At 67.0% G+C, this 24,131-nt stretch carries 28 protein-coding genes; 19 read left to right on the top strand and 9 right to left on the bottom strand.

The features are described 5' to 3' along the window. Positions 1-158 precede the first annotated feature (158 nt). The 4 genes from ACFWUP_RS00005 (at position 159) to ACFWUP_RS00020 (ending at position 1,987) form a co-directional block, all read left to right on the top strand. Entirely contained in the window at positions 159-398 is a 240-nt protein-coding gene (locus tag ACFWUP_RS00005) for a hypothetical protein (protein WP_379229407.1), read from the top strand. A gap of 35 nt (positions 399-433) precedes the next feature. Then, complete coding sequence (locus tag ACFWUP_RS00010; RefSeq protein ID WP_379229408.1) at positions 434-937, top strand: serine hydrolase; 504 nt, start codon at positions 434-436, stop codon at positions 935-937. 114 nt (positions 938-1,051) lie between these two features. Further along, positions 1,052-1,495, top strand: a complete 444-nt coding sequence (locus tag ACFWUP_RS00015; RefSeq protein ID WP_379229409.1) for a MerR family DNA-binding transcriptional regulator — start codon at positions 1,052-1,054, stop codon at positions 1,493-1,495. Between the two features lie 57 nt (positions 1,496-1,552). Then, a complete protein-coding gene (locus ACFWUP_RS00020) occupies positions 1,553-1,987 on the top strand; it encodes a hypothetical protein (RefSeq protein WP_379229410.1) in 435 nt (144 codons plus the stop codon). A gap of 15 nt (positions 1,988-2,002) precedes the next feature. Here ACFWUP_RS00020 and ACFWUP_RS00025 read toward each other — a convergent pair whose 3' ends face one another. The 6 genes from ACFWUP_RS00025 to ACFWUP_RS00050 are packed head-to-tail and all read right to left on the bottom strand — an operon-like array spanning position 2,003 to position 6,104. Then, the gene (locus tag ACFWUP_RS00025) at positions 2,003-2,482 is read right to left on the bottom strand and encodes a hypothetical protein (RefSeq protein ID WP_379229411.1); all 480 of its coding nucleotides are present in this window, start codon (positions 2,480-2,482) and stop codon (positions 2,003-2,005) included. 8 nt (positions 2,483-2,490) lie between these two features. Then, positions 2,491-2,901 carry an NUDIX domain-containing protein gene (locus ACFWUP_RS00030; RefSeq protein WP_379229412.1) on the bottom strand — a complete coding sequence of 137 codons (411 nt, stop codon included), beginning with the start codon at positions 2,899-2,901 and terminating at the stop codon, positions 2,491-2,493. Positions 2,902-2,956: 55 nt separating this feature from the next. Beyond that, positions 2,957-3,436 (bottom strand): carboxymuconolactone decarboxylase family protein, encoded by a 480-nt coding sequence (locus ACFWUP_RS00035; protein ID WP_379229413.1) that lies wholly within the window; start codon positions 3,434-3,436, stop codon positions 2,957-2,959. Next, entirely contained in the window at positions 3,433-4,512 is a 1,080-nt protein-coding gene (locus ACFWUP_RS00040; protein ID WP_379229414.1) for a dihydrodipicolinate reductase, read from the bottom strand. The genes ACFWUP_RS00035 and ACFWUP_RS00040 overlap by 4 nt, the downstream gene beginning before the upstream one ends. A 49-nt stretch (positions 4,513-4,561) precedes the next feature. After that, positions 4,562-5,668: a winged helix DNA-binding domain-containing protein gene (locus ACFWUP_RS00045; protein WP_379229415.1), complete on the bottom strand. Its 1,107-nt coding sequence runs from the start codon at positions 5,666-5,668 to the stop codon at positions 4,562-4,564. A gap of 58 nt (positions 5,669-5,726) precedes the next feature. Continuing rightward, positions 5,727-6,104 carry a BlaI/MecI/CopY family transcriptional regulator gene (locus ACFWUP_RS00050; RefSeq protein WP_379229416.1) on the bottom strand — a complete coding sequence of 126 codons (378 nt, stop codon included), beginning with the start codon at positions 6,102-6,104 and terminating at the stop codon, positions 5,727-5,729. A gap of 188 nt (positions 6,105-6,292) precedes the next feature. Between ACFWUP_RS00050 and dinB the strand changes: the two genes are divergently transcribed. After that, positions 6,293-7,528 carry a DNA polymerase IV gene (gene dinB / locus ACFWUP_RS00055; protein WP_379229417.1) on the top strand — a complete coding sequence of 412 codons (1,236 nt, stop codon included), beginning with the start codon at positions 6,293-6,295 and terminating at the stop codon, positions 7,526-7,528. Between the two features lie 93 nt (positions 7,529-7,621). Further along, positions 7,622-7,969 carry a PLD nuclease N-terminal domain-containing protein gene (locus tag ACFWUP_RS00060; protein WP_379229418.1) on the top strand — a complete coding sequence of 116 codons (348 nt, stop codon included), beginning with the start codon at positions 7,622-7,624 and terminating at the stop codon, positions 7,967-7,969. On the opposite strand, the gene ACFWUP_RS00065 is transcribed toward ACFWUP_RS00060, so the two are convergent. From ACFWUP_RS00065 to ACFWUP_RS00075, 3 genes are all read right to left on the bottom strand, one after another. Continuing rightward, positions 7,966-9,045, bottom strand: coding sequence for a class 1 fructose-bisphosphatase (locus tag ACFWUP_RS00065; RefSeq protein ID WP_379229419.1), 1,080 nt, complete (start codon positions 9,043-9,045; stop codon positions 7,966-7,968). The two genes, ACFWUP_RS00060 and ACFWUP_RS00065, sit on opposite strands and share 4 nt — an antisense overlap. A 114-nt stretch (positions 9,046-9,159) precedes the next feature. Further along, positions 9,160-9,900, bottom strand: coding sequence for a hypothetical protein (locus tag ACFWUP_RS00070; RefSeq protein ID WP_379229420.1), 741 nt, complete (start codon positions 9,898-9,900; stop codon positions 9,160-9,162). Between the two features lie 71 nt (positions 9,901-9,971). Next, positions 9,972-10,802 carry a TIGR02452 family protein gene (locus ACFWUP_RS00075; RefSeq protein ID WP_379229421.1) on the bottom strand — a complete coding sequence of 277 codons (831 nt, stop codon included), beginning with the start codon at positions 10,800-10,802 and terminating at the stop codon, positions 9,972-9,974. Positions 10,803-10,974: 172 nt separating this feature from the next. Between ACFWUP_RS00075 and ACFWUP_RS00080 the strand changes: the two genes are divergently transcribed. From ACFWUP_RS00080 to nuoK, 13 genes are all read left to right on the top strand, one after another. After that, the gene (locus ACFWUP_RS00080) at positions 10,975-12,069 is read left to right on the top strand and encodes a hypothetical protein (RefSeq protein WP_379229422.1); all 1,095 of its coding nucleotides are present in this window, start codon (positions 10,975-10,977) and stop codon (positions 12,067-12,069) included. A gap of 48 nt (positions 12,070-12,117) precedes the next feature. Next, positions 12,118-12,732: a hypothetical protein gene (locus ACFWUP_RS00085; protein WP_379229423.1), complete on the top strand. Its 615-nt coding sequence runs from the start codon at positions 12,118-12,120 to the stop codon at positions 12,730-12,732. Positions 12,733-12,840: 108 nt separating this feature from the next. After that, positions 12,841-13,242, top strand: a complete 402-nt coding sequence (locus ACFWUP_RS00090; protein ID WP_379229424.1) for a hypothetical protein — start codon at positions 12,841-12,843, stop codon at positions 13,240-13,242. A gap of 362 nt (positions 13,243-13,604) precedes the next feature. Then, the gene (locus ACFWUP_RS00095) at positions 13,605-13,985 is read left to right on the top strand and encodes an NADH-quinone oxidoreductase subunit A (RefSeq protein ID WP_266288656.1); all 381 of its coding nucleotides are present in this window, start codon (positions 13,605-13,607) and stop codon (positions 13,983-13,985) included. 10 nt (positions 13,986-13,995) lie between these two features. Then, positions 13,996-14,550: an NADH-quinone oxidoreductase subunit B family protein gene (locus tag ACFWUP_RS00100; protein ID WP_101468016.1), complete on the top strand. Its 555-nt coding sequence runs from the start codon at positions 13,996-13,998 to the stop codon at positions 14,548-14,550. Continuing rightward, complete coding sequence (locus ACFWUP_RS00105; protein ID WP_379229425.1) at positions 14,547-15,299, top strand: NADH-quinone oxidoreductase subunit C; 753 nt, start codon at positions 14,547-14,549, stop codon at positions 15,297-15,299. Before ACFWUP_RS00100 ends, ACFWUP_RS00105 begins: the two co-directional genes overlap by 4 nt. Continuing rightward, the gene (nuoD, locus tag ACFWUP_RS00110; RefSeq protein ID WP_379229426.1) at positions 15,299-16,612 is read left to right on the top strand and encodes an NADH dehydrogenase (quinone) subunit D; all 1,314 of its coding nucleotides are present in this window, start codon (positions 15,299-15,301) and stop codon (positions 16,610-16,612) included. The genes ACFWUP_RS00105 and nuoD overlap by 1 nt, the downstream gene beginning before the upstream one ends. A gap of 49 nt (positions 16,613-16,661) precedes the next feature. Then, a complete protein-coding gene (gene nuoE / locus ACFWUP_RS00115) occupies positions 16,662-17,378 on the top strand; it encodes an NADH-quinone oxidoreductase subunit NuoE (RefSeq protein ID WP_379229427.1) in 717 nt (238 codons plus the stop codon). Then, the gene (nuoF, locus tag ACFWUP_RS00120) at positions 17,375-18,697 is read left to right on the top strand and encodes an NADH-quinone oxidoreductase subunit NuoF (protein WP_379229428.1); all 1,323 of its coding nucleotides are present in this window, start codon (positions 17,375-17,377) and stop codon (positions 18,695-18,697) included. Before nuoE ends, nuoF begins: the two co-directional genes overlap by 4 nt. Next, positions 18,694-21,153: an NADH-quinone oxidoreductase subunit G gene (locus ACFWUP_RS00125; RefSeq protein WP_379229429.1), complete on the top strand. Its 2,460-nt coding sequence runs from the start codon at positions 18,694-18,696 to the stop codon at positions 21,151-21,153. The genes nuoF and ACFWUP_RS00125 overlap by 4 nt, the downstream gene beginning before the upstream one ends. Beyond that, positions 21,146-22,927 (top strand): NADH-quinone oxidoreductase subunit NuoH, encoded by a 1,782-nt coding sequence (gene nuoH, locus ACFWUP_RS00130; protein ID WP_379229430.1) that lies wholly within the window; start codon positions 21,146-21,148, stop codon positions 22,925-22,927. The genes ACFWUP_RS00125 and nuoH overlap by 8 nt, the downstream gene beginning before the upstream one ends. Beyond that, positions 22,924-23,835 (top strand): NADH-quinone oxidoreductase subunit J, encoded by a 912-nt coding sequence (locus ACFWUP_RS00135; protein WP_379229431.1) that lies wholly within the window; start codon positions 22,924-22,926, stop codon positions 23,833-23,835. Before nuoH ends, ACFWUP_RS00135 begins: the two co-directional genes overlap by 4 nt. Next, positions 23,832-24,131, top strand: coding sequence for an NADH-quinone oxidoreductase subunit NuoK (gene nuoK, locus ACFWUP_RS00140; protein WP_056819797.1), 300 nt, complete (start codon positions 23,832-23,834; stop codon positions 24,129-24,131). Before ACFWUP_RS00135 ends, nuoK begins: the two co-directional genes overlap by 4 nt.

The following is a 24,131-nucleotide window of genomic DNA, read 5'->3' on the forward strand; positions in this document are numbered from 1 at the left end:
GCGGGCAACGACACCCACACGCCCTGCGCACCCTGGGTCGGTCTTGGCTGCGGATCATCTGGGCGTGCTGGCGCACTGAAACCGCTTACAACCCTGCCCGGCACGAGCCCGAAAAACAGCTGATTGCAGCGTAGGGGTTGACTCAGGAAACTCATGGCATGACTTCGAACGCGAACACCGCCACAACTGTTGCCGCACAGTCCAACCCGGACCTGCAGCGCACCATCGAGGAGATCGTCGACACCGGTTTCGTCGGCCTGCAACTGCGGGTGACCGACGCCAACGGTGAATGGGTCGGCGCCGCCGGACTCGGCGAGCTCGGCCGGACCGCGGCCCCGCCGCTCAACGGCCGGGTCCGGATCGGCAGCAACACCAAACCTTCCTGGCCACCCTGCTGATCGAAGCTGTCACCGGCCACTCACTCGCCGAGGAGATGCACCGACTGATCCTGGGCCCACTCGGCCTGTCCGACACCGTCGTCCCCGAAACCTCGACCGAGATCGGCGGCCCACACGCCCACGCCTACTACCGCTACGACGAAGACGGCGAAGAGCACATCGTCGACGCCACTGTCCAGACCCCCTCCTGGATCTCCAGCGGCGGCGACATGATCTCCACCAGCAAAGACCTGCACACCTTCCTCTCCGCACTATTGAGCGGGTCACTCCTGCCCGCCCCGCTGCTCGCCGAGATGCTCACTCTCGAGTCCAAGGTCGGCTACGGCCTCGGGATCTTCGTGCAGAAGACCGAGACCGGCACGGTCATCACCCACAACGGCGGCCACGGCGGCCACGCCGCACTGATGTACAGCACCCCCGACGGCAGCAAAACCATGACCGCCGCGCTGAACTACATCGACGACGCCGACCTGTCCCTGGCCGCCGTGTTCCAGGCCGCGACCCAACGCCTGGTCCGCGAAGTATTCGGCGAGGCCTGAGTACCCCGCAGTCCGGGCCGCGCGCACACCGGCGCGGCCCGGACACTTGACCTCACCCCCGCATCAAGGTCAACTTTGACAGTTGGAATACCCCGAGCAGGGCGGACTGAGCAGATGAACAACGGTGTCACGATCGGCCAGGCCGCGGTCTTCGCCGGGGTCACGATCAAGACCGTGCGGCACTACGAGAAGAACGGCCTGCTCGACGAACCGGCCCGCGACAGCTCCGGCTACCGCCGCTACGGCTCGGTGCAGCACGCCATCGAAGACCCCCAATTCCTCGCCGTCTACCGTAACGCCGCCGAAGCGTTGACCTGGGAACCCGACGACCCCCGCATCGACGACGTCGCCACCGCCGTCGCCGGGCACTACCTCGCCAACCCCGCCCACCTCGAAATCGTGACGGGCTTGCAAGCCCGCACCGAAGCCGCGACCCGCTACACATTGATCCGCCACCACGGCGAAGAGCCACAGTCGACCGCGGCCCGCATGACCGCGCTCGTCGAAGCGAAACTTCGTGCCGCCGGTGTCCGGATTCCCGGAGCGAACGGCCGCTGACCCGTGTTGCGTTGTGCGAGTTGCGCTTTACCGTTGCCGCCAGCACTATCGTCACTCATGCGTTTGTTATCTGTCACTGCCACCGCCGCGATCCTGTTATCGCTGGGCACCGCCACCGCTGCGGCACAACCCGATCCGTCCGATTCCCCGCGGCAGGCGGTCGCCCGCACCTACCTCGACGCCCTGGTCTCCCACGACGCCGGCGCGGTGCCCTTCGCCCCGAACGCCACCCGCATCGAAATGGGTGTCCAGACAGGCTTCTCCGGCCCGGGAATGGCCGCCGAACTCGACCATGGCCCCCTCCAGCGGGCCATCCAGGGCATCCGCAATGTCACGCTGGTCGAAACCGGCGACGTGGTGACGGCCCACTACCTCCTGGATGCGGGCCTGGTCGGCGTTCGCCTGGCCACCGTGTCGATCACCGAGACGTTCGTCATCCCGGACGGCACCATCCATTTCATCGAGGCCACCATCGTCCCGGTCGCCGGCTGATCCGGCGTGGGCGCATCAGATCTGGTGCACCCACGCGGCGAAGAACACCCCGCCGGCCGCCGCGAGAATCACGGCGGCCGGAATCGCCCACGACGACCGGTCACCACCCAGCACCGTGCGCGTCAGCCGCAGCTGCAACCGGCCCAACAGGGCGATCATCCCGACGAACACCGGCGCGATCAGCACACCCAGCGCCGCATGCACCAGCCACGCCCCGACCAGAGTCGGCCCGCCCCACGAGTTCTCGTAATCATCGGCGGCGACCAGCGGATACGCCAGACCACGCACCAGCACCAACACACTGAGCATCGCCAGAAACCAGCCGAGCAGCCCGACACCCCCGGACAGCGCCGAGTGGATCACCCCGTGCACCAGCGAAAGACTGTGGGCGCCAACAGGTTCGCGCAGCAGCAGCCGCGGCACCCGTAACCGGGTCCGCAGCCGGGTGAAGGCCAGTGGCAATGCCAGCAGTTCATAGACCGCCGACCGTGCCACCGCCGCGATCACCGCAGTGACCCGGCCGCCGCGAGATCGTCGAACAACAACTGGTCAACCGGTGGCACCGAATCACGGTCACCGAACCCGAACCACGCCAACGCCTCGATCTCACTGCTGGCCGTGATCACCCCGCGATAGTCGGCGGTGTAGCAGGCCATCCGGACAACAGTGTCGTGCCCGTCGGCGATCGCGGCCTCGTAGGTGCCGACATGCACCGCACTGTCGGGCGCGAGGTCGACGGTCAGTTCCTCGGCGACCTCACGGACCAGGGTCTGCAGGTCGGTCTCGGCGCCCTCGCGTTTGCCGCCCGGAATGAAGAACACGTCCTTACCGCGCGGGCGAGCACACAGGATGCGACCGTTCTCGATCAACACCCAGGCCACCGTATCGATGAGCTTCTGCGCAGGTTCCACCACGGACCGCAGCCTAATCGGCCCGGCCACGCAGCGCTGCGCAGGATGTCGCTGCGGGTCAGTGCCCCGGTAGCACGCACACGGTGTCCAACCCGAGCACACGGTTGAGCCGCCCGAACGCCAACCAGGAACCGATGCTCATGCTCAACTCCACCACCTCCGCCTGCGAATACGCAGCGAACATTCTCGCCCAGAATTCCTCGTCGAGCCCGTGATGGTCGGTCGCATAACGCTCGGCGTACTCCGCCGCCAACCGCGTGCGTTCATCGAAAATATCGGTCGTGCGCCAGGCCGTGACCGCATCGGCGAACTCCGCTTCGACCTTGCGCCCGCCGCGTTCGGTGCGCCAGTCCTGACAGAACAGGCACCCGTTGATCTGCGCGATCCGCAGCCGGGCCGCTTCGAATTCGCGCAGGCCCAGCGTGGAGTGCTCGTAAACCGACAGCGAGAACGCCGCCGCGGCGACCCCGATGCCGGGCACCATCTCGCCCCACACGAAACCGATGGGATCTTTGCCCTCGGGAATGTCGATGATCATCGTGATGTCCTTCCGAGTTTGCCGACCGCGGCACGCAGCGGCACATCGAGTGCGTCGTAGAGACCGGGCGGCGCCTCGACCAGCCAGTCGATGGCATTGACCAATCTGCCCACCGCCGTGGCATTTCCACCCGCCGCCCGATTGCCCCCTTCGTCGGTCGCTTCGACGCTGACCTCGATGCGCGGGGAACCCTCGATGATCACCCGGTGGGCACCGTCACCATCGGGAGGTGTCGGCCAGTCCGGGGCGCAGCTCGGATGGATCCGGGTGACATGCTCGATCACGATGCGCACCTGCCCCTCGACAATGCCTTGCACCTCGAACCGCACCGCCCCCTGCGTGCCCGCGTCGAACACCCCCATTTTCGCGGTCCGCACCGTCTCGTCGAGAGCGCGCCGGTCCACCGTCTCGACGATCTCGTCGAGTTCGACACCCAGCGCCCTGGCCAGCAACCGAATCTGGCCGCCCCACACCATCGTCGGCACACCCGCCATCAGCATCGGCGGCTGATACTCCATCGGCTGCCCCATCCCGACCAGATAGCGCACGGAGTCGGGCTGGTCGTAGGTGGAGTAGTCGAAGATCTCCTGGCAGCGCACCACGTCGACGGTGCTCGCGAGCCCGCTGATCAACAATGGCAGCACATCGTTGCCCCAGCCGGGATCCACCCCGGACACGAACAGCGAACCACCGCCCGCCGCAATGGCTTCCAGTACCGGCTCGCGCATTTCCGGCGGCGCGTTGCGTGGGTCGTAGAGGGCGTAGAGCGCGGGAGTGACGACCACGGCCCCGGCCCGGATCGCCCGCACGATGTCGGCGAGGGCGTCGTCGGGGCGGATATCGCCGGATGCCGCGTACACCACTGCCCGCGGACCGGCGGCGAGGAGCGCGTCGATATCAGCGCTGGCCGCCACCCCCAACTCGGTGTCGAGGCCGGCGAGCGAACCCGCGTCTCGGCCGACTTTGTCGGGGTTGTGCACGAGCACCCCCGTGAGAACCAGCGCCGGATGGGCAGCCACGGCACGGATGGCCGCGCGGCCGACATTTCCGGTGCCCCAGACGATCGTGGGGATCATCGAGCCACCGTAGCAAGCGCTTGGTTCGGAGTAGGTGGTATCCGAAATTTCAGCCCACGCGCAGGCCAGCGGACCCCACAGCCTCGGCGAACCGCTGCACCGCCGCCGACAGCGCGCGCTTGGCGACCTTGCGCCCCTCGAACATCGACACCACGACCTCGTCCCCGACCTGTTCCCAGGTCCCCGCGATCCGCCCGTCGACCAGCACCAGCGGCGAGATCCAGCCCGCCGTCCTGCTCACCTTCGACCGGTGCTCGGCGGGCAGCAGCACGGTGTCGGCGGTGCCCGGCCCCAGCACGTACTGGTCGAACGGCCCGAGCAGGTGGACTTCGCCGTCGAGACTCGCCGCGGCAAGATCGTCGACCAGCTCGCTCGGCATCCACCCGACCCGGCCTTCGACATCGACCTCGGTCAACGCGTCACCCATCGCCGCGAACCACCCGCGCAGCACGGGTTTACGCACACTGCCGCGACTGAGCCACGTGTCGAAAGCCGTCGGCGTCGCGGGACCGTATGCACCGAGATAAGCACTGATCAGCATCGGTGCGGCGACGTCAGGGTCGGGTATGCCGTGCCATCCGGATACCAGGTCGGCCGGTGCCGTGAAAGTGACCTTGCTGCCGCGCGCAGGCCCGTGACACAGCGCGCCCTGCCAGGCCAACGGTTTGAGCACCGCACCCCACCCCGACCGCAACTGCGCACCGAGATGGGCGAACCCGGATTCGGCGAGCACCGCCTCGACCAGTTCTTCGCGAGTCAGAACCTGCCCCGCCAGCACACCCGACACCGCCTCCACCAGCGCGGCCACCTGCTCGGGCGTCGCACCGAACGTCTTCTGCCACGACGGCTTCTCCCACGTGCGCGCCGACCCGATCAACGACAACGCCGCCGCGGCCTGCTCGGGCACCATCGCGTGCAAGGTCCCGCGCATCGCCCACGTCTTCACCAGCGTGCCGCCCGCGAGCGCCGCACTCACCCCAGCCGGTCGGCATTCGCGACTACGCACCGCAACAGCCGTCTCCGCCGCCGACGCCACCTGCGCCTGCACCCCCACCAACCTGCCCGCGATGTCCTCGACCGAGCCCGCGGTCGGTGCCGGGACGAACTGGCGCCCCAGCCGCCAGGCGAACACCTGATCCCACCCCACACTCAACATGCCGCCCGCTCCCTTCGCCGATGTCTCCATCAGATCAGATCACTCCGACATGTTCGGGTCAGCTCGCCTCGGTCCGCCGCGTAGCGACCCGCCGCAAAGCCGCACGCAATCCCGCGAATTCGTCATCGCTGATCCGATCCACGAAATAGTGCAGAACCAGATCCGACCGCCCCCCGACCCCCAGCGCTTCGTGCATGAGCCGCGCACTGTATTCCTCACGCGTCACCGTCGGCCAATACCGATACGCGCGCCCCTCACGCTTCCTCGCCAACCACCCTTTGCGATGCAGATTGTCCATCGTCGACATCACCGTCGTATAAGCGATATCGCGTTCGGTGACAAGCTCGTCGAACAATTCCCGCACAGTCGTCGCATCGACATCGCGATCCCACAGCCGATCCATCAGCACCGCCTCGAGATCCCCGAAACCACGCACCGCCCACCGACTCCTTCACCTTGCCCGAACCGGTTCACAGTACCGCCACCCACCCGGTGAGACGCGCGAGCACAACCGGCCTCGCACCTCACGCCACCGAGCGCGCGGTGTTGCCACCGACATCACCGCGGACCGGATTGACCGCGACACCCTGATGCGCGGTTTCCGTCAGACCCTGATGCGAACATATGTTCGTGTCCGATTCCGTCGCCCCGCGCCGCCCGCGCATCCAGTCCCGCGCCGAGGCGACGATCCTGCATGCCGACCTGGACTCGTTCTACGCCTCGGTCGAACAGCGGGATCAGCCGTGGTTGCGCGGCAAGCCGGTGATCGTGGGTGGTGGGGTGGTGTTGGCGGCCAGTTATGAGGCCAAGGCGTTCGGGATTCGGACGCCGATGAACGCGGGGCAGGCGCTGCGGTTGTGTCCGCATGCGATCGTGGTGCCGCCCCGGATGTCGGCCTATGCCGAGGCGAGCAAGGCGGTGTTCGCGGTATTCGACGACACGACCCCGTTGGTCGAGGGGATCTCGATCGATGAGGCCTTCCTCGACGTCGGCGGGTTGCGGCGGATCAGCGGCGAGCCGATCGAGATCGGCCACCGTTTACGCGCGCAGGTGGCCGATCGCGTCGGCCTGCCCATTTCCGTCGGCATCGCCTGCAACAAATTCCTCGCCAAAGTCGCCTCCGCCGTCGCCAAACCCGACGGATTACGCCTGGTCGAACCCGGCAAGGAACTCGACTTCCTGCACCCACTACCGGTCGAACGATTATGGGGCGTCGGCAAAGTCACCTCGGCGACCCTGCACGCCAACGGCATCACCCGCATCGGCCAGCTCGCCGAACTCGGCGAACCCCACCTGCGCGCCATCCTCGGCCCCGCCGCCGCCCGCCACCTGTTCGCCCTGTCGTGGGCCCGCGACCCACGCCGCGTCGAAACCGGCAAACGCCGCCGCTCGATCGGCGCCCAACGTGCCCTCGGCCGCAGCCCCCGCGACCCGGAAGAAATCGCCGCCTACCTCGACGGCCTCACCGACCGCCTCGGCCGCCGCCTGCGCGCCGCCGACCGTGTATGCCGAACAGTGGTGCTGCGCTTACGTTTCGACGACTTCACCCGAGCCACCCGATCCCACACCCTCGTCGAAGCCACCGACTCCTCGGCCGCCATCCGCCACGCCGCCCGCCTCCTCCTCGCCACCGCCCAACCACTCATCACCGAACGCGGCATCACCCTGATCGGTGTGTCCCTGACCAACCTCGACGACGCCGACACCATGCAACTCACCCTGCCCCTGGAACCCCGCGCCGACAACACTCTCGACGCCACCCTCGACGACCTGCGCCGCCGCTTCGGCTCCACCGCCGTCACCCGCGCCGCGCTCCTGCGCAGCGGCGAGGGCGTCTCGGTCCCACTCCTACCCGACTGACCCCGAACTCGCGGGACAGCCGCGGGTACGGCATTCTGTCTGCCCGGGGGGCTCGCGCGACAGCTGTCCTCCGACACCGAGAGGACAACCGCGATGCCCTACGCCGTCATCGGCTTTCTCACCCTGGCCCTGTGGGTGTATTGCCTGGTCGACATCGTCACCAGCCCCGACGCCGGCATCCGGCACCTGCCGAAGATGGGCTGGATCATCGTCGTCGTCCTGATCCCCACGATCGGTGCGCTGCTGTGGTTGTTCGCGGGCAGGCCCGTCGGCGAATCCCGACCTGTCTCGAACACCCGGTTCGGCGAATACGACCGGCCCGGCCGACAGGTCGCGTCGAATCCCGACGACGACGAGGCCTTCCTGCGCGGCCTGCGCGAGCGCGCCGAACAGCAACGCCGCGAGGCCCGCAGACAACAGGAACAACGCGACCAGGATTAACTCCGCTGGTCGTGCCTGGCGGGCCGGAACAGTGACCGCGTCCCGAACAGCGAACTGTCGAACCGCTTGTCCGCGTCCGGTTCCCGGTGATAGCGCTCGATCCGCAACACCTCGTTGCGCGAGCCGAAGATGAACGGCACCCGCTGATGCACCTCGGTCGGCGTCAACTCCATCATCCGCTCGTGCCCCGTGGTCGCCGCCCCACCCGCCTGCTCGACGATGAACGCGATCGGATTCGCCCCGTACAGCAGCGAAACCCGGCCCGGCCGTGCGGGATTGCGGGTATCGCGCGGGTACAGATACAGCCCGCCCTTGGTCAGGATGTGGAATGTGTCGGCCACCAGCGACGCCACCCACCGCATATTGAAGTCCCGCCCCCGCGGCCCCTCCACCCCTTCCAAACACTCGAGCACATACCGGCGCACCGGCCGCTCCCAGAACCGCTCGTTGGCGGCATTGATCGCGAAACCCGAGGTGTCCTCGGGGATTCGCATCTGCGGATGGGTCAGCACGAACGCCCCGATCTCCCGATCCAGGGTGAACCCGTCGACCCCGCTGCCGGTGGTGAGCACCAGCATCGTGGCGGGCCCATACAGGGTGAACCCCGCACACACCTGCTCCACCCCCGGTTGCAGAAAGTCGCTCTCGGCAAGTTCGGCGCCACCGTCGACAATCCCCTCCGGCGCCCGCAAGATGCTGAAAATCGACCCCACCGGCAAATTCACGTCGATATTGCTCGACCCGTCCAGCGCGTCATACGCCAGCAGGTATTTCCCCCGCCGCGTATTGGCAGGCAGCACCGTGTCGTGCTGCTCGGACAACAGCCCCGCCAGTTGCCCGCTCCACTGCGTCTGCCCCACCACTATCTCGTCGGTCAACACATCGAGCCGCCCACTCACCGACGCCCCGTCCTCGATCTCCGAGGCGACGATCGCCCCCCGCGTCACCTGATTGGCGATGATCTTCGCCGCCGTCGACACCACATTGATCAGCGCCGAGAACTCCCCCGAAGACCCGGGATGCCGATGCTCTTCCTCGATCGTGTACCGCGTCAGTGTCTTCAATCCGTTCGGCATTCGCCCACGCCCCCTGTGAAATCCACTGTGCCCGTAGCCCTTTCCAGGATGGCTCACACCGCCCCCACAAGCAATGTGAACTTTCCCGACCATTGATCCACGAGCTCGGACGGTCTAGCCCTGCCTACCGGACATCCGGCGAACCAGTCGCAGGGCCTCCTCGGGTGACATCGGTTCGCTGCCGGGCGGGGCGATCGGCTCGGGGCGATCACCGAACACGTAGTCGCGGAAGGCGCGCAGATACTCGTCCAAGTCCTGTTGATCGGCGAACCTGGTTCCGGTCGGGTCGAACCATTCGTCCGGTGTCGGCTGCCACGCGATCATGAAATCGAGAGCTTCGCCCACCATGGCCCCATAGGTCTGATCCCTGGCGCAGGCGTCGCGCAGCCCTCGGGCACTGGACACCGTTCCACGGCAGTATTCGGCGCTGTGCATTCTCACCAGCGGCCACAGCAGTCCGGCAATATGCGGAATTTCGTCCCACCACGTGGTCGCCGCGCCCAAAGTCGCACTGACCCGCTTCGGCCGCGATTCGGTGACTGGCGTCGGATAGTCGGCGGGAGCGCCACTTCGGTCGATGTCACGGGTAGGCCCGGTGCCAAGGTTCACGGCCGGATACCACACACCGCGCCACACCGGGACTCCGAGACCGCGATTCACCGGCAACGGCTCGGCCAGCGAGATATCGACCGTAATTCGGCGCACAGGTGGCAGCGGTCCATCGCAAACCATCTCCGCCACCATCGAAAGACAATCCGGCACATCGAATCCGGTCACACCGACCCCCTCCCAGAGCCGTACGTCGGAGCCCTCCTGCCGGTCGAATTCGATCCAGTACCGCCGCGGTGTGGTCATCCGCGAATTCCTTCCAATAAATCAGAACGCTGATGCGATGATCCCCGAGGCGACCAGCACCCACCACTCGATCAGCGGTAATCGCCCTCGGGTGAGCCGAATCGAGCCTGGAAAGCGGCACGATTGGCCGAAACCGCGGCGCGATCCCAGACCGCGAAAACCACGCGGTCGAACGCAGCTCCCCACCGACCGAGTGCCGCACCGAACGCGTCGGCGACTTCGGCCGGATCATTGCCGAAAACCCCACAACCCCACGCACCCAGCACCAGAGTGCGCACCTCGTGCCGTGCCGCGACGGCGACCACGCGGTCGGCGCGCCGCACCAGGACATCGCGGACATCCACCTCGGCCGAGCGCAGCCTCAACTGGGTGACATTGGGTGCGGGCGAGGTCAGGAAAGTCACCGGAAACGGGGCCGCCAGCTCACCGCGATCATCACGGATCACCGGCACATCCGGCGACAGGATCACCCGGTGGCTGTAGTGCAGATCCGACGACGCGCGATGGGCCGCATAATAATCCGGCGCCCGCACCAGACTGGTATAGAGCAGCGCGTGCCTGCACAGATCCTCCTCCTGTGCCCGCGCACCCCGCAGATACCCGCCGCCCGGGTTGCGCGCGGACGCGAAGTTCAACACCGCGACCCGGCCCCCGTCGGCGAACACCCGCCGCGCCGCCTGAACACTGCCCTCACCGGTCACCTCGATCGCGGGCACACCAGCCCCCGGAGCCTGTTCGCCGGCCAGGACATCCAGTTGGGCAGGCGAATACGACACGGTCCCCGCCGCAGCGGCCCGTACCTGCACGCCGATCTCCACTCTCTCACCGTCCGCGGTCCGATAACTTCCCCGCTCGGCGATCTCTTCGTTCACCACGGCCACGTGGTGCAATCTGCTACTCATACCGACGACGCTAAACGACAAGTCCGCCACCACGCCAGGGGTTTTTGTCACTTAAACAAGAACGTGTCGGTTCTGCGCCACTTATCGCAGTGGACGGCTGACGATGCCGTCGGTACGGTCGTCGCCAGGGGCGTGATCGTTGCGTGCGGACAGTCGAATGAAGGGGTGGGACATGGCAACCGAGGTCAAGCTGTCGGGGGATGCGCTCGAATTGCCGGGTGGGGTTCGGGTGACGTTCGTGCGGACGTTGCGCCTGCCCGAGACGGGTACTTATCCGTTGCCGCCCGGTCTCGGTACTTTCCCGCTGCGCCGAGTCGCCGACTATCCGGACACCGTGCCAGAGGAGTGGCGCGAACGTGGTGGGGTGATGTTGCCGGTGTATCAGCGCGAAGCGATGTGGTTGCGGTTCTCGGCGACAACGCCGACCGCGTTGAAAGTCGCAGTCGGCAAGGTGTGCGCCGTATCGGGCAAGCCGTGGACTGACGCGCTCACCAAGGATCCGCAGAACTATCTCGCACTCCCCGAGCAGCCGTGGCTGGACGGCATCAACTCCGGTGAGGGAACGGTTCGGCAGTTCGTCGCGGTCCCGATGGGTCTCGGAGCGACTGTCGAAGGTCAGGTCACCGGCACCGAACAGTGGGGCGGCGTGCAACTGGCGGTGCACGGGCTCACCGATGCGGCGCGCGACGCGTGGAACCTGCAAGAACAAGAGCGACGAGCGGCGCGGCCCCCGACGGGCCCCAAACCACCCTGGCTCCAAGACTCGTCAGCGCCCTACGCTGGTGCGGCGCCCTACGCCGGACCCGTCCCTGTCAGTGCTCCGCCGCCCCTCGGTGCCGCCCCCGCCGGCATGCCGGCGCCCGGTGCGGCACCGAGAGCGGGTGGTCCCGCGGCCCGAAAGATGGGCATGGGCGCGGGCGGCACGATGCGTCAGGAGATCTACGCCGACAAACGCCCCATCAACGATTACCGGACCACCGCAGGCGGCCGCGTTTTCGTCCACCTCACCTCCGCCGCCGAATGGCAACAGATCACCGGCGAACCCGCGCCACCAACCCCGATCACCGCCCAGGCCTACGCCGCCAACGGCCTACCCTGGTTCGACTACTACGACGCCGACGCCGACGACCTCCCACCCGCGTCCGAACTCGCCGACGTGAAACCCACCGGCAACTGGCTCGCCGACGAACACCCGAATCCGCCCATCGGCTACGGCCTTCCGGTGATTCCCCTGGGCGACAACACCGTTCAAGACGGCAACTGGTAGCACCCACACCGAGCGATTCTGTCGGTGTGCTGTGCCACGATCTCGTTTGTGACCGAAATCCCGCACCTCGTCGTCGACCATCATCTGGAACTGCTGCTCGACTACAGCCACTTCATCCTGCACGGCGGCGAGGGCGCGGAGGACGCCGAACTCACGTTGCTCGACGCGGCCTTCGCGCACGGGCCGTCCGCGGGCGACGGGCACACCGTCGTGGTGATCAGCCCGCAACAGACCGCCTTCGACATGCCGATCCGGATTCAGGTGTGGGACCAACGCCCGGCTGATGACGGGAACTGGCAACAGGTCAGCGAAGCCCGACTGCGCATCGGCGAGCACGGATTGACCATCAGTTCGCCCGTCGACGGCTGGGCGCAAGCGCCCGTCCCACCCGGTGACTACCTCGCCGAGATCGCCGGAACAGACTTCGCGAAACACGGCGAACCGGGCGACCACTGGCGAATCCGGCTGTGGCCGGATGACGGTGCCTCGCTGCGACCGCCACGGATCTGGGAGGCACCCGAGTCCGACACCTCCACGAACACACCACCCTTGGTGCTCGGAACTGTGCTCGACCCTGCGGCCCTGCCCCAGTCCCGCCAGGAGCCGACGATCACGATCCCGTTCCCGGGCGACGTGGGCGGCACCTGGGGTGTACAGCGCTGACTGTCCACCGGACGCATCGCTGGTATCGGAGGCTCTTGTGCCACAAGCCGACCGGTCGATCCGGCGAACCTGCCACGGTGGCGCCACCTACGGACGTACGATCCGAGCGTGGCCGAATCGAATGGTTCCACCCCGCTGCGTGTGCTGGTCTACAGCAACGATGCCGATACCCGTCAACAGGTGATCCTGGCGCTGGGCCGTAGGCCGCGCGCCGATCTACCGGAGCTCGACTTCTTCGAGGTCGCCACCGCGCCGGTCGTCATCGAGCAGATGGACGCCGGCGGGATCGATCTCGCGATCCTCGACGGCGAATCCGCGCCGACGGGTGGTCTCGGTATCGCCAAGCAGCTCAAGGACGAGATCGAGCAGTGCCCGCCGGTGGTCGTCCTCACCGGCCGCCCGGATGACGCCTGGCTGGCCAACTGGTCACGCGCCGAGGCCGCCGTCTCGCACCCGATCGACCCCATGCAGCTCACCAACGCGGTCGCCGGGGTCCTGCTCGCCCGCTGAACTGGGATCGTCCCGAACAGCCGGATAGTCCTGTTCGTTCCTTTCTGCGCATCACCACTGGTTACGCCCGTGGTTCGCGTCCGCATGCCCGTAGACGATTACCCCCGTATCGCTCATGAATCGCGGTACCGATATCGATCAAACCCCACCCCGGAAACGTGCGGCGGACCTTCGAAACGGCGGTAGTCTGTGCTGTAGCTCACACGAGCACGGGCTCTTGTATAACGCTCCGCCATCGCTGCACAGCCTTGCGCGAGCCCCGGTTCGGCGGACAACGTTGTCGGCCCCGTCTCGCCGAAAGCTGCCGTCCGCGGCCGGGCCACACGGCTCGGCCTGCTCCAGCGAGGAGGGGAAGTGCAGTCGTGAATATCGAGGTGCCCGCACTCGTACTCGGCGCCATCGCCGCGGCGTTCGCGGTGTTCTCCGTCATCATGGCGTCGCTGATCGGCCCGAAACGCTACAACCGGGCCAAGCTCGAACCCTATGAATGCGGCATCGAGCCGACCCCGCACGCCATCGCCGGTGGCCCGGGAAACACAGCGGGACAGCGCTTTCCGGTGAAGTACTACCTCACGGCGATGCTGTTCATCATCTTCGACATCGAGATCGTGTTCCTCTACCCGTGGGCCGTGCATTTCGACACGCTCGGGCTGTTCGGTCTCGCCGCGATGGCGCTGTTCATCGTCAATGTGTCTGTCGCCTACGCCTACGAATGGCGTCGCGGCGGCCTCAGCTGGGAATGAGTGGGAAATAATGGGTCTCGAAGAAAAACTGCCCAGCGGGTTCCTGCTGAGCACGGTCGAGGATTTCGCCGGCTACCTGCGTAAGGGCTCGGTCTGGCCCGCCACGTTCGGGTTGGCGTGCTGCGCGATCGAGATGATGGCCACCGGCGCCGGACGATTCGACATCGCCCGCTTCGGCATGGAAGCGTTCCGCGCCTCCCCCCGCCAAGCCGACCTCATGATCGTCGCTGGCCGGGTGAGCCAGAAGATGGCACCGGTGCTACGCCAGGTCTACGACCAGATGACCGAACCCAAATGGGTGCTGGCCATGGGGGTTTGCGCGTCCTCGGGCGGCATGTTCAACAACTACGCCATCGTGCAGGGCGTCGACCACATCGTCCCGGTCGACATCTACCTGCCCGGCTGCCCGCCCCGCCCGGAAATGCTGCTCAACGCGATCCTGGCGCTGCACGCGAAAATCGCCGAGATGCCGATGGGCGTCAACCGCGAAGAAGCGATCCGCGCCGCCGAAAAGGCCGCACTGGCCAGCACGCCTACCATCCGGATGGAGGGCCTGCTGCGATGACCTTCGACTCCCCCGACAACACCGATATCCCTGCCGGACAGGAAGTTCCGGAGGAATCGCCCGCCCAGCCACCACCGAAACCACCCGAGGACGAGGTGATCGGCACCCGGCGCGGCATGTTCGGCGTCACCGGCACCGGCGACACCTCCGGCTACGGCGGCCTGGTCACCTCGGTCGCGCTGCCCGCGGGTACTGCGCCCCCGTACGGCGGCTGGTTCGACGCCTTCGTCGGCACCCTGCGCGCCGCACTGATGGGTCGGGTCATCGCCTTCGACACCGTGATCGAGAAGATCGTGGTCTTCCGCGACGAACTGACCCTGCACGTCAAACGCGAACATCTCGTCGCCGTCGCGAGCACCCTGCGCGACGACAGCTCCCTGCGTTTCGAACTGTGCCTGGGCGTCAACGGCGTGCACTACCCCGACGACACCGACCGCGAACTACACGCCGTCTATCACCTGAAGTCGATCACCCACGGCCGCCGGATCCGCCTCGAAGTGTCGGCGCCCGACGCCGATCCGCACATCCCGTCGCTGTTCTCGGTGTATCCGACCAACGACTGGCACGAACGCGAAACCTACGACTTCTTCGGCATCCTCTTCGACGGCCACCCCTCCCTGACCCGCATCACCATGCCCGACGACTGGCGCGGTCACCCCCAGCGCAAGGACTACCCGCTCGGCGGGATCCCGGTGGAGTACAAGGGCGCGCGCATACCGCCGCCCGACGAGCGGAGGACCTACAGCTGATGACCGACACAGATTTTCGCCGCGACGACCCACAGGTGGTGACGGTCGCAGGCCAGGACTGGGACCAGGTCAGCGAAGTGCTCGACGGCGGCGCCGAAGAACGCATCGTGGTGAACATGGGCCCGCAGCACCCGTCCACGCACGGGGTGTTGCGCCTGATCCTCGAGATCGAAGGCGAAACCGTCACCGAGGCCCGCTGCGGCATCGGCTACCTGCACACCGGCATCGAGAAGAACCTGGAATTCCGCAACTGGACCCAGGGCGTCACCTTCGTGACCCGAATGGACTACCTGTCCCCGTTCTTCAACGAGACCGCCTACTGCCTCGGCGTCGAGAAACTCCTCGACATCACCGACCAGATCCCCGAACGCGCCACCGTGGTCCGGGTACTGCTGATGGAGCTCAACCGCGTCTCCTCACACCTGGTTGCCCTGGCGACCGGTGGCATGGAACTGGGCGCGCTCACCCCCATGCTGTTCGGTTTCCGGGAACGCGAACTCATCCTCGACGTCTTCGAAACCATCACCGGCCTGCGGATGAACCACGCCTACATCCGCCCCGGCGGCCTCGCCCAGGACCTGCCCGACGACGGCGTCACGAAGGTTCGTGAGCTCCTGGACATTCTGCCCGGACGCCTGCGCGATATGGACCACCTGCTCAGTGCCAACCCGATCTGGAAGAAGCGCACCCAGGACATCGGTTACCTCGACCTCACCGGCTGCATGGCGCTGGGCATCACCGGCCCCGTCCTTCGTGCCACCGGTCTGCCCCACGACCTGCGCAAATCCGATCCGTACTGCGGTTACGAGAACTACGAATTCGACATTCCGACCACCACCGGCTGTGACTGCTACGGCCGCTACATCATCCGGATCGCCGAGATGACCGAGTCGATCAAGATCGTCGAACAGTGCCTGGACAAGCTGCGCCCCGGCCCGGTGATGATCGACGACAAGAAGATCGCCTGGCCCGCCGACCTGGAACTGGGCCCCGACGGTCTCGGCAATTCACCCAAGCACATCGGCAAGATCATGGGCACCTCCATGGAATCGCTGATCCACCACTTCAAGCTCGTCACCGAAGGCATCAGAGTGCCTGCGGGACAGGTGTATTCGGCAGTGGAATCCCCGCGCGGGGAGCTGGGCGTGCACATGGTCAGCGACGGCAGCACCCAGCCCTACCGGGTGCACTACCGCGACCCCTCGTTCACCAATCTGCAAGCGGTGGCCGCGATGTGCGAGGGCGGCATGGTCGCCGACGTCATCGCCTCGGTCGCCAGCATCGACCCCGTGATGGGCGGAGTGGACAGATGAGCATAGAAACCCGTCCGGGCACTGACTTCACACTGTGCGGAGTGGACAGATGAGCAACGAAAACCCCACCAGCACACCGATTCTCCTGAGCCTGACCACCCGTCCCGAACCGTATCCGCCACACGTGCGCGAACGCCTCGAACTGGACGCCAAGGAGATCATCACCCGCTACCCGCACCCCCGCTCCGCACTGCTGCCCCTGCTGCACCTGGTGCAAGCCGAGGAAGGCTATGTCACCGGCACCGGCATCGATTTCTGCGCCGACCATCTCAATCTCACCGGCGCCGAAGTGACCGCGGTCGCCACCTTCTATTCGATGTACCGCCGCACCCCCACCGGCGACTATCACGTCGGCGTGTGCACCAACACCCTCTGCGCGATCCTCGGCGGCGACGCCATCTACGAAGCGCTGCAACAACACCTCGACGTCAAACACGGCGAAACCACCCCCGACGGCACCATCACCCTCGAACACATCGAATGCAACGCCGCCTGCGACTACGCGCCGGTCATGATGGTGAACTGGGAGTTCTTCGACAACCAGACCCCCGAATCGGCCGTCGCGATCACCGACGCGCTGCGAGCGGGTCACCAGGTCCGCCCGACCCGCGGTGCCCCGCTGTGCACGTTCCGCGAAACGGCCCGCATCCTCGCCGGATTCCCCGACGAACGTCCCGGCACACTCGAAGGCGCACCGGGCGCCCCCACCCTGGCAGGCCTCGAAACCGCTGCGGCGGAAGATGACTCGGCAGGGGGCTCGCGATGACCACACTGACCCCGGTCCTGAGCGAACACTGGGCCACCCCCCACTCGTGGACCCTCGACACCTACCGCACAACCGGCGGCTACGACGGGCTCCGCACCGCCCTGCGCACAACCCCTGACGAAGTCATCCAGATCGTCAAAGACTCGGGCCTGCGCGGTCGCGGCGGCGCGGGTTTCCCCACCGGCATGAAGTGGTCGTTCATCCCGCAGGGCCCCGGCCCCGGCGGCATCACGAAACCGCACTACCTCGTCGTCAACGCCGACGAATCCGAACCCGGCACCTGCAAAGACATCCCGCTGATGCTGGCCACCCCGCACACCCTCATCGAAGGCATCGTGATCGCCGCCTACGCGATCCGCGCCGCCACCGCGTTCATCTACGTCCGCGGCGAAGTGGTCCCGGTGCTGCGAAGGCTCCAAGCCGCCGTTGCCGAGGCCTACGACGCGGGCCTGCTCGGCCGCGACATCCTCGGCTCGGGTTTCGACCTCGACCTGATCGTGCACGCGGGAGCGGGCGCCTATATCTGCGGCGAGGAAACCGCCCTGCTCGATTCGCTCGAAGGCCGACGCGGACAGCCCCGCTTGCGCCCACCGTTCCCCGCCGTCGCAGGCCTGTACGCGAGCCCGACGGTCGTCAACAACGTGGAATCCATTGCCAGCGTGCCCTCGATCCTGCGCAACGGCACCGAATGGTTCCGCTCGATGGGCACCGAGAAATCCCCCGGCTTCACCCTCTACTCCTTGTCGGGCCACGTCGCCCGCCCCGGCCAGTACGAGGCCCCACTCGGCATCACCTTGCGCGAACTACTCGACTACGCGGGCGGCGTGCGAGCTGGCCACACCCTCAAGTTCTGGACCCCCGGCGGTTCCTCGACTCCCATGTTCACCGACGAACACCTCGACGTCGCCCTCGACTACGAAGGTGTCGCCGCCGCCGGATCCATGTTGGGCACCAAGGCTTTACAGATCTTCGACGACACCACCTGCGTGGTCCGAGCTGTCCTGCGCTGGACCGAGTTCTACGCCCACGAATCCTGCGGCAAATGCACACCGTGCCGCGAAGGCACCTACTGGCTCGTGCAACTGCTGCGCCGACTCGAAGCCGGCCAGGGCACCGAAGCCGACCTGGACAAACTCGCCGACATCGCCGACAACATCAACGGCAAGTCGTTCTGCGCGCTCGGTGACGGCGCGGCCAGCCCGATCTTCTCCTCGCTGAAGTACTTCCGCGACGAATACCTCGCGCATCAGCGACTCGGCGGCTGCCCGTTCGACCCGGCCGCCTCAACGGTGTGGGCACCAGCGAAAGAGGTCCGATGACAGCCATCGCCCCCGGTAACAGCAGCGGCGTGGTACCCACCGACATGGTGAGCGTCACCATCGACGACACCACCATCGAAGTCCCCGCGGGCACCTTGGTGATCCGTGCCGCCGAACTGATCGGCGTGCAGATCCCCCGCTTCTGCGACCACCCCCTGCTCGACCCGGTCGGGGCGTGTCGCCAGTGCATCGTCGAGGTCGAAGGCCAGCGAAAGCCGGTCGCCTCCTGCACGATCCCGGTCACCGACGGCATGATCGTGCGCACCCAGATCAGCTCCCCGGTCGCCGAAAAGGCCCAGCGCGGGGTGATGGAGCTGCTGCTCATCAACCACCCCCTGGACTGCCCCGTCTGCGACAAGGGCGGTGAATGCCCGCTGCAGAACCAGGCGATGTCCACCGGCAGTGCCGAATCGCGCTTCGAAGGCGAGAAACGCACCTACCCGAAGCCGATCCCGCTGTCCACGGCGGTACTGCTGGATCGGGAACGGTGCGTGCTGTGCGCGCGCTGCACCCGGTTCTCCCAGCAGATCGCCGGTGACCCGTTCATCGAACTGATGGATCGCGGTGCGCTGCAACAGGTCGGCACCGCCCAGGCCGAACCTCTCGACTCCTACTTCTCTGGCAACACCGTCCAGATCTGTCCGGTCGGCGCGCTCACCGGCACCTCCTACCGCTTCCGGGCCCGCCCGTTCGACCTGGTCTCCACGCCGAGCGTCTGCGAACACTGCGCCTCCGGATGCGCGCAACGCACCGACCACCGTCGCGGAAAAGTGTTGCGCCGCTTGGCCGGTGACGATCCGCAGGTCAACGAGGAATGGAACTGCGACAAAGGCCGCTGGGCCTTCGCCTACGCCACCGAACGCGACCGCCTCACCACCCCGATGGTGCGCGGCTGGGACGGCGTCCTCGCCCCCGCGTCCTGGCCCGAAGCCCTCACCGCCGCCGCCGCGGGCCTGAGCGCCGCGATCGGCAACGCCGGAGTCCTCGTCGGCGGCCGCGTCACCGAGGAAGAGGCCTACGCGTACAGCAAGTTCGCGCGAATGGTCCTGGCCACCAACGACATCGACTTCCGCAGCCGAGTGCATTCCGAGGAGGAAGAACGCTTCCTCGCCGCCCGAGTCGCCGGACGCGGCCTGCAGGTCGACTTCGCCGCACTCGACCGAGCCCCCACCGTGCTGCTGGTCGGGTTCGAACCAGAAGAGGAATCGCCCATCGTCTACCTGCGGCTGCGCAAGGCCGCACGCACGCGCGGGCAGCGGGTGGTGTCGCTGGCGCCGTTCGCCTCCCGCGGCCTCGAACGCATGTCCGGGGCGCTCATCCAGACCCCGCCCTGCGGCGAAGCCGACGTCATCGCCTCGATCATGGCCGAAACCTCCGCGGACGCCACCGAACTCATGACCATGCTGTCCACCCCCGGCGCGGTCATCATGGCCGGTGAACGTCTCGCGGGCAGCCCCGGCGCACTCTCGGCCGTCACCCGCCTGGCCGACACCACCGGCGCCGCACTCGCCTGGGTACCCCGTCGCGCAGGCGAACGTGGCGCACTGGAAGCCGGCGCACTGCCCAGCTTGCTCCCCGGTGGCCGACCGGTCGTGGACCCCACTGCCCGCCAGCAGGTTCGCCACCGCTGGCAATCCGGCGAACTCCCGGTCACCGTGGGCCGCGACGCCACCGCAATCCTCGCCAACGCCGCCCAGTTGGGCGCGCTCGTCATCGGCGGTGTCGACCCGGCCGACCTGCCCGACCCGGCGGCCGCACTGGCCGCCATCGACGCCGCCCGGTTCGTTGTCAGCCTCGAAATGCGACACAGCGCCGTCACCGAACGCGCCGACGTCGTCTTCCCGGTAGCGACCGCAATGGAGAAATCCGGTACCTTCCGCACCTGGGAAGGCCGCCCACGCCCCTTCACCGCGGCCTCCCTCGACACCACCCGCCGCGTCGCCGCACCCCTGTCGGACCTGCGCGTACTGCACTCGCTGGCCGCGCAGATGGGGGTCCCGCTCAACCTGCCCGACGCCGCCACCGCCCGCGCCGAACTCGACGCACTCGGCACCTGGACCGGCGACCCCATCCCGGCACCGAACCTCACCAGCCAAACCCGCCCCGCACCCGGTCCCGGAACCGCCGTGCTGGCCGGATGGCGAATGCTCCTCGACGCCGGCCGCATGCAAGACGGTGAACCCAACCTCGCCGGCGTCGCCCGCCCACCGGTCGCTCGCCTGTCGGCCGCGACCGCCGCCGAGATCGAAGCCGCCGACGCCGATCACATCATCGTCTACACCGACCGCGGCGAGATCTCGGTGCCGCTGATGATCACGGACCTGCCCGACCGGGTCGTGTGGCTGCCGCTGCACTCGCCCGGTTCGGCGGTCGCCGCCGAACTCGGTGTGACACCCGGCGCCGTGGTGCGCCTGCGTCGCGCCGACGACAGGATGAAGGAACACCGTCATGAGTGATCCAGTGCAGTACCTGGCGGCCGGGACAGTTTTCGGCACCGACCCGCTGTGGCTGGTGGTGGTCAAAGCGCTCGGGGTGTTCGTCTACCTGATGCTGGTGCCGTTGATCGCGGTGTACGCCGAGCGCAAAGTCGTCGCGTGGATGCAGATGCGGGTCGGCCCCAACCGGATCGGGCCCGGCGGCATGCTCCAGTCGATCGCCGACGGTGTCAAGATGGCGCTCAAGGAAGACATCATCCCGGCGATCGTGGACAAACCGATCTTCGTGCTCGCCCCGATCATCTCGGTGATCCCGGCCTTCATGGCGTTCGCGGTGATCCCGATGGGCCCGGAGGTGTCGATCTTCGGCACGTGGACCCCGTTGCAGCTCACCGACATGCCCGTTGCCGTGCTCTACATCCTGGCGATCACCTCGATCGGCGTGTACGGCATCGTGCTGGCCGGTTGGTCGTCGGGTTCGACGTATCCGCTGCTCGGCGGCCTGCGTTCCACCGCGCAGGTGATCTCCTACGAGATCGCGATGGCACTGACCTTCGCGACGGTGTTCCTGCTGTCGGGAACCATGGCGACCTCCGAGATCGTCACCGCACAGGAGGGCACCTGGTACGTCTTCCTGCTGCTGCCTTCGTTCCTGATCTATTGCGTGTCGATGGTCGGCGAAACCAACCGCGCGCCTTTCGATCTGCCCGAAGCCGAAGGCGAACTGGTCGGCGGCTTCCACACCGAGTACTCCTCGCTGAAGTTCGCGATGTTCATGCTGGCCGAATACGTCAACATGGCAACGGTTTCCGCACTCGCGACCACGCTGTTCCTCGGTGGTTGGCGGGCACCGTTCCCGATCAGCCTGTGGGAGGGCGCCAACTCCGGGTGGTGGCCGCTGCTGTGGTTCACCCTCAAGGTGTGGACGTTCCTGTTCGTGTTCGTCTGGCTGCGCGGCACCCTGCCCCGCCTGCGCTACGACCAGTTCATGAACCTCGGTTGGAAACTGCTCATCCCCACCTCGCTGGTCTGGGTGATGATCGTCGCCACGGCGCGCGTGCTCGACCTCGAAGGACTGCCCGGCCAGAACTTCATCCTGGTCGGTGTGGGCCTGGTGATCACCGCGGCGATGATCGCGATGTTCCTGCGCGCCGGACGCACCGCAGGACTCCCGCCGCTACCCGAGGAACCGTCGACATCGTCGGTGTTCCTCGGGTTCCCGGTCCCACCGATGCCACCACGACCCGCGAACGACCAGCCGGAAATCGGCCTGTTCGAACCCCTCGCCGGTTTCGCGGTCACCGCCGCCACGATGTTCAAGAAGCCGAACACCGAGCAGTATCCCGAGCAGAAGGTGCCGACCGCACCGCGCTATCACGGCCGCCATCAGCTCAACCGCTACGACGACGGTCTCGAGAAGTGCATCGGCTGCGAACTGTGCGCGTGGGCGTGCCCGGCGGACGCCATCTTCGTCGAAGGTGCCGACAACACCGAGGAGGAACGCTTCTCCCCCGGTGAGCGGTACGGCCGCGTCTACCAGATCAACTACCTGCGCTGCATCGGCTGCGGCCTGTGCATCGAGGCCTGCCCCACGCGCGCGCTGACGATGACCAACGAATACGAACTCACCGACGACAACCGCGCCGACCTCATCTACGAGAAGAACCAGCTGCTGGCCCCCATGCAGCCCGGCATGACGCCCGCACCGCACCCGATGGCACCGGGCACCGACGCGGCCGATTACTACCTGGGCCGGGTCGGTCCCGCGCCGTCGGACGAGGAGGTCCTGCGATGAGCACACTGTTGGCCGCCGAGATCGCCGCCACCTCCACCGGCGAGGGCGTGCTGTTCTGGGTCCTCGCCCCGATCGCGGTCCTCGGCGCACTCGGCATGGTGACCGCCGCCAAGGCCGTGCATTCAGCACTGTGCCTGGCCGCCACCATGATCGCGCTCGCCGTGTTCTACATCGCCCAGGGCGCACTGTTCCTCGGTGTCGTACAGATCGTCGTGTACACGGGCGCGGTGATGATGCTGTTCCTGTTCGTGCTGATGCTCGTCGGCGTCGACTCGGCGGAATCGCTACGGGAGACCTTGCGCGGACAGCGCATCGCCGCCGCGATCGTCGGGCTCGGATTCGGGTTGCTGTTCATCGGCGGCATCGGTGCGGCCCTGCGCGACAGCGGAACCACCTTCCCCGGCCGCGGTTTCGGCGACCGAGACGTGATCGCCGAACTCGCCGAACTGATCTTCCTGCGCTACGTGTGGGCCTTCGAACTCACCGGCGCACTGCTGATCACGGCCACCATCGGTGCGATGGTGCTGGCTCACCGTGAACAGTTCACCCCGAAACGCGGACAGCGCGAAATGTCGCGCGACCGGTTCCGTACTGCGGGCGAACGGGCCACTCCGCTACCGACACCGGGCGTCTACGCACGGCACAACGCCGTCGACAGCCCCGCCCAACTCCCCGACGGCTCCTTCGCCGAACACTCGGTGTCCACGATCCTGCGTCACCGCCGCACCCGCGCCCACACCGAAGCTCTGATCTTGGCGGCTGGCGCCGCGGGTTCTCGGCCCCGAGGCCTCGATTCTTCCCTCCCTCCGGGCACTCCTTCGTCGCACCCTCCGGTCAGTCCAGAATCAAGGCGGCCGAGAACCGTCGACGTAGACACCCAGATCGACGACGAGGAAGGCAAGCGGTGAACCCCCAGAACTACCTGTTCCTGTCTGCGCTGCTGTTCACCATCGGCGCGGCCGGAGTGTTGTTGCGCCGCAACGCGATCGTGGTGTTCATGTGCGTGGAGCTGATGCTCAACGCGGTGAATCTGGCGTTTGTGACCTTCGCCCGCCTGCACGACAACCTCGACGGTCAGGTGATCGCGTTCTTCACCATGGTCGTCGCCGCCGCCGAGGTCGTCGTCGGCCTTGCCATCATCATGACGATCTTCCGTGCCCGCCGGTCGACCTCGGTCGACGACGCCAACCTGCTGAAGTTCTGA

The sequence above is a fragment of the Nocardia sp. NPDC058658 genome (genome assembly GCF_042716665.1).
GTDB lineage: Bacteria > Actinomycetota > Actinomycetes > Mycobacteriales > Mycobacteriaceae > Nocardia.